The organism is uncultured Veillonella sp. (assembly GCF_905209685.1).
GTDB lineage: Bacteria > Bacillota > Negativicutes > Veillonellales > Veillonellaceae > Veillonella.
Window position 1 is genome coordinate 1 of the sequence record NZ_CAJLUB010000133.1, and the last position, 4,486, is coordinate 4,486.

The 4,486-nt window shown below is 40.9% G+C and carries 4 protein-coding genes and 1 pseudogene; all 5 read right to left on the bottom strand.

The genetic code is table 11. The features are described 5' to 3' along the window. Positions 1-625 (bottom strand): annotated as a pseudogene (locus QZ055_RS08205) (allophanate hydrolase subunit 2 family protein); the annotation flags it as partial. Then, complete coding sequence (pxpB, locus tag QZ055_RS08210) at positions 615-1,355, bottom strand: 5-oxoprolinase subunit PxpB (protein WP_295825975.1); 741 nt, start codon at positions 1,353-1,355, stop codon at positions 615-617. The gene pxpB and the pseudogene QZ055_RS08205, both read right to left, overlap by 11 nt. A gap of 74 nt (positions 1,356-1,429) precedes the next feature. After that, positions 1,430-2,626 carry an NRAMP family divalent metal transporter gene (locus QZ055_RS08215; RefSeq protein WP_295825978.1) on the bottom strand — a complete coding sequence of 399 codons (1,197 nt, stop codon included), beginning with the start codon at positions 2,624-2,626 and terminating at the stop codon, positions 1,430-1,432. A gap of 123 nt (positions 2,627-2,749) precedes the next feature. Next, positions 2,750-3,520 (bottom strand): LamB/YcsF family protein, encoded by a 771-nt coding sequence (locus tag QZ055_RS08220; protein WP_295825983.1) that lies wholly within the window; start codon positions 3,518-3,520, stop codon positions 2,750-2,752. 271 nt (positions 3,521-3,791) lie between these two features. Further along, positions 3,792-4,486 (bottom strand): AAA family ATPase (locus tag QZ055_RS08225; RefSeq protein ID WP_295825988.1); only part of this gene is annotated, 695 nt, incomplete at its 5' end.

Genomic DNA, 4,486 nt, shown 5'->3' on the forward strand with positions numbered 1-4,486 from the left:
AATGTTTTGCCTGATCACCTAATACAACGCGTAACGGTTCATGACATTCACGGCCTCCACGGTTATATAAGGCGGTATTGAATAGAGTATGCCCTTCACCACGGTAATCGCAGACATGCACGTCATCTCTGGTAAACGCTTTGATACCAAGTTCATCGCCCTTTTGTAATGGTCGCCCCTCAAGTCCTCCAATTTTCGCCTTTGTATGGGTCGATACACTGCCGTTGATGCTTGGCACGTCGATACCTCCAGAGAAAGAAATGTACATGCGCACGCCACATTGGCTAAAACCGCCGGAAATGACATCTCCGTCATGACATACAAATGGAATATATCTCGGTACTCGCACACTATTGATGGTTGGTTCCATATCGGCTCCTGTGAAAGCAACGATACATGAGCCTTTCACGGTGAGTGTAGGCGGCAGCAATGTGCACTCTAAGGCACCTGCCATTTCTACATTACCTACCAGCGCTTGCCCCAAGAGATAGCTTTCACTATCCATAGGACCGGCTACAGGCATACCATATTGTTGGAACCCAACGCGACCTTTATCTTGAATGGTAGTGTACATACCAGGTGCATTTACGTAGATAGATGATTTATTAAACTCATTAATAGCCACGCAACTCACCTACCTCTACTTCATACATGGATGGCGCATAGTCCGCCCCCAATGCTTTAATACGATTATATTCCACTTCAGCTATCGGCACATAGCGCACATAGTCGCCAGCACTCAATAGCGCCGCTTGTTTCTTGGACATGTCATACATGGTTACCGGTGTACGGCCAATGATTTGCCAGCCCCCTGGAGAGTCGGATGGATACGTGCCAGTTTGTTCCCCTGCAATGCCTACAGAACCTGCAGGTATCAATGTTCTTGGTGAGGATAAACGAGGTGTTGCAATACGTGGATCCATGCCGCCCAAATAGGTAAAACCAGGAATGAAGCCAAGCATATATACCAAGTAATCAGTACCACTATGAATGGCTACAACCTCATCTTCAGTTAGATTATTATGAGAGGCTACAAAACCAAGGTCTGGACCAAACTCTCCACCGTACACGGTAGGAATTTCCACGACGGTAACAAGTTCATTAGCATTATCTGTTACAGTCTGCTCCAATGTAGGCTCAATGATGTTACACAATTCTGCATAGGAGTATAACATAGCATCATATTGCAAAAGCAATGCACAATAGGTAGGTACTAATTCAATAATACCCTCTAGATTCAGCTCTTGAATTCGCTCTATCGTTTGACGAATATGTCGATTAATCTTTGGATCGATGACTTGACCAAAATCAATAGAGATAGCGCAATCCCCTACAGGTGAAATTATAGGTTTCATAGGTATCTCCTTCCTAAAACCAGAAAGAACCATTACCTTCAAACGAAAATAATGGTACTTTCATAATTATCAAATTAACCAAGTAATTTAGCAATGCCTTGTAAGGATGTAACGCCGATGTAAGCTGTTACAAGTACTACAATCCATCCTGTATAGTATAACAGTTTATTATGTTTGTAGTCTCCTACGATTTCAGATTTATGAGTAGCAAAGAGCATTACTGCCAATGTAATCGGCAAGATCAAACCGTTTACGGAGCCAGCCAAAATCAACAAGGATGCTGGTTTACCAATGAAGATTAAAATACATGTAGAAACGAAGATAAATGTCATAATAGTCAATTTTTCATTGCGTTCTACTACTTTGAATAATGTTTTTAAGAAGGACACGGATGTGTACGCTGCACCTACTACAGATGTTAAGGCTGCGCAGAAGAATACGATACCGAATAATTTATGGCCGATTTCACCAGCACCAAGAAGGAATGCAGAACCAGCCGGATCTTTAGGATCTAGTGCATAGCCCATAGACACAACGCCCAGAACGGCTAGGAATAACAAGATACGAACCACTGCATCTACGGACATACCCATGAAGGCTGCACGACGTACATCTTTCAAATGTTCTTGACCAGTAATATCCGCATCAATGAGGCGGTGACCGCCAGAGAATGTAATGTAACCACCTACGGTACCACCGATAAGGGTAATAGTTGCAAGCCATGGATAATGCGTCGGTGCCACCGCATGAGTAGCCGCTTCAGCCACTGGCGGATTTGTAGAAAACGCCACATAACCAATTAATACAAGCATTACCGTACCAAGAATTTTGGCTGTGTTGTCTAGTACACCACCCATTTTTGGAGAGGCGAATAATAGAATACCAAGGATACCACTGATAGCCGCTGCAGTCGTTGTATCAATACCAAATACAATATTTAGGCCCATAGATGCGCCCCCAATGTTGCCGATATTGAACGCAAGGCCCCCAAGGGAAATCAAGAATGCTACGAAGTAGCCAAGTCCTGGCAATACTTTATTTGCAATATCTTGACCGCGCATTTTAGATATGCCAATGATGGTCCACACATTAAGCTGTGCAATAATTGAAAAAATAACAGATACAATGATGGCAAACGCAAAGTCTGCTTTTAAATCATTCGTAAATGCCGCCGTTTGTAACATAAAGCCCGGCCCAATAGAGGACGTGGCCATCAAGAAAGCTGCCCCAAGCAGGACAGATAAACTTGCTTTACCTGCAATTGGTTTCATAAAAACCTCCACACAATAACTTATTTATTCATTAATCAACTAATTATCTATTATGTACGTATTGTTTATTACATATTTACTACGTATTTTCTATTTATCGCTTATTTTCTAATGGCCGTTTTACTATTTACGGTTCTGAAAATTAGCTACCGTAACGCCCGCTTTTGTAAGGCCTTCACGGATATAATTTGTGAAAGCAATCGCTTCTGGGTTATCCCCATGGACGCATACGGAATCAGCTACAATATCGATAGTATTACCTGTGTTTGTTACAACCTTGCCTTCTGTAACCATCATAAGAACTCGTTCAAGAGCCTCTTGAGGGTCTTTGATGAAAGCACCAGGTTCTGTACGAGGTACCAATGTACCTTCATCAGTATAACCACGATCAGCAAATACCTCCTGAATTACAGGAATGCCTCGACGCTGTGCTTCTTTAGCAATATAGCTACCGCTTAACACCATGGCTGCAATATTAGGGTTTACCGCTTGTAATCCATCTAATACAGCATCTGCCAATGCAGGAGTTACACATGCGGTGTTATAAAAAGCACCGTGTAATTTCATATGTTGTAATGTAACACCATAACTATCGCAGAAGGCTTGTAGTGCACCAACTTGATATATCATATATGCTTTAGCCTCTGCAGGATTGACTGCCATTGCTCGACGGCCAAAGCCCATTAAATCAGGATACCCAGGATGAGCCCCTACGGCTACGCCCTTTTCCTTGCACATGCGAACTGTAGCATCCATAATGAGAGGATCCCCAGCATGCCATCCACAGGCAACATTAGCACTTGTGACGTGATTTAACACTTCACTATCCATGCCTAATGTGTAGTTGCCAAAACTTTCACCTAAATCACTATTTAGATCTACATAATGTGACATCAATAATCTCCTCCCTTTCTTCATCTCTTTTTTAAATTCTATAGAATATTGAATTTATAGATATGATTATACTAAATAAATCGATATATTAGCAATGATTTTTATCATATATACAAAATTTCTTTATTAATACACATATTAAAATGCATAGTAAGACACAAAAAAGCACCCCACATTATGTGGGGTGCTCTCAGTATCAATAGGTCTATCATTAGTTTGTATATGGAGAGAGTTGTAAGGGATTCATTAGTTAGTGTCGATAGCCTATCGATTATTTATTATCCTTGGATGCAGCATCATCAGCTTGTTTGCTGTCGTCTGCAGCTTTATCATCTGCAGATTTATCATCAGATGTATTAGCAGCATCTTTGTCGCTAATTACAATGTGACCATCTACAACATCAGCAAGCAAGTGTTTTGCATCGATGTGATCCAAGTAGAAGTCAGTTACATTATCGCGGATTTCAGATTCGATAACACGACGTAATGGACGAGCGCCCATAGTTTTATCGTAACCTTGTTCCATCAACAATTCTTTAGCTGCTTCAGTTACATCAAGAGTAATTTCTTTTTTAGCTAAAGTTTTATTAACTTGATCAAGCATTAAATCTACGATTTGTTTCAAATCTTCTTTTTTCAATTGATTGAATTCGATAACAGCGTTGAAACGGTTTAAGAATTCTGGACGGAAGAATGGAGCGATACGGTCCATTACATCAACTTTGTTTTCATCATCATTATCTTGACCATAGCCAAAGCCTGCATTAGATGTAGCAATGATAACAGTATTTTTGAAGTTTACGGTGTTACCTTGACCATCTGTTAAGCGACCATCATCCAATACTTGAAGAAGTAATGTAATAACTTGAGGATCTGCTTTTTCGATTTCGTCGAACAATACGATGGAGTAAGGATTACGACGAACGCGTTCAGTCAATGTGTTGGAGTTATCTTCGTAACCAACAT

Bases quoted from the DNA above. Each gene is read 5' to 3' on its own strand.
- pxpB (WP_295825975.1), bottom strand. From the start codon at position 1,355: ATGAAACCTATAATTTCACCTGTAGGGGATTGCGCTATCTCTATTGAT.
- QZ055_RS08220 (WP_295825983.1), bottom strand. From the start codon at position 3,520: ATGTCACATTATGTAGATCTAAATAGTGATTTAGGTGAAAGTTTTGGC.
- QZ055_RS08215 (WP_295825978.1), bottom strand. From the start codon at position 2,626: ATGAAACCAATTGCAGGTAAAGCAAGTTTATCTGTCCTGCTTGGGGCA.